The 318-nt window shown below is 66.4% G+C and carries 1 protein-coding gene; it reads right to left on the bottom strand.

From position 1 onward, the window contains the following. On the bottom strand, positions 1-318 hold a 318-nt coding region (locus QWI17_RS08860; protein WP_302722158.1), incomplete at both ends, for an SDR family NAD(P)-dependent oxidoreductase.

Raw genomic sequence — 318 nt, 5'->3', positions numbered from 1 at the left:
CCTTGAGGGCGTAGCGCTCGGGGAAGCTGTCGCGAATGAAGGCAGTGTCGATGGCCCCGTCCACCACCACATGGGCGACATGAATATTGCGCGGCCCCAACTCGCGGGCCATGCTCTGGGCCAATGCGCGCAAGCCATGCTTGGCGCCGGCGAAGGCGGCAAAACCGGCCGCGCCACGGGTTGCGGCGGTGGCGCCAGTGAACAGCAGCGTGCCGCGCTCGCGCCGGACCATGCGCCGCGCTACCGCCTGGGCAGTCAGAAAGCCGGCGAAGCAAGCCATTTCCCAGATCTTGAAATACTTGCGTGGGGTTTCGTCCA

The sequence above is a fragment of the Gilvimarinus gilvus genome, assembly GCF_030518155.1.
GTDB lineage: Bacteria > Pseudomonadota > Gammaproteobacteria > Pseudomonadales > Cellvibrionaceae > Gilvimarinus > Gilvimarinus gilvus.
The sequence above is the reverse complement of the archived record's forward strand: the minus strand, read 5'-3'. Positions and strand labels throughout refer to the sequence as shown.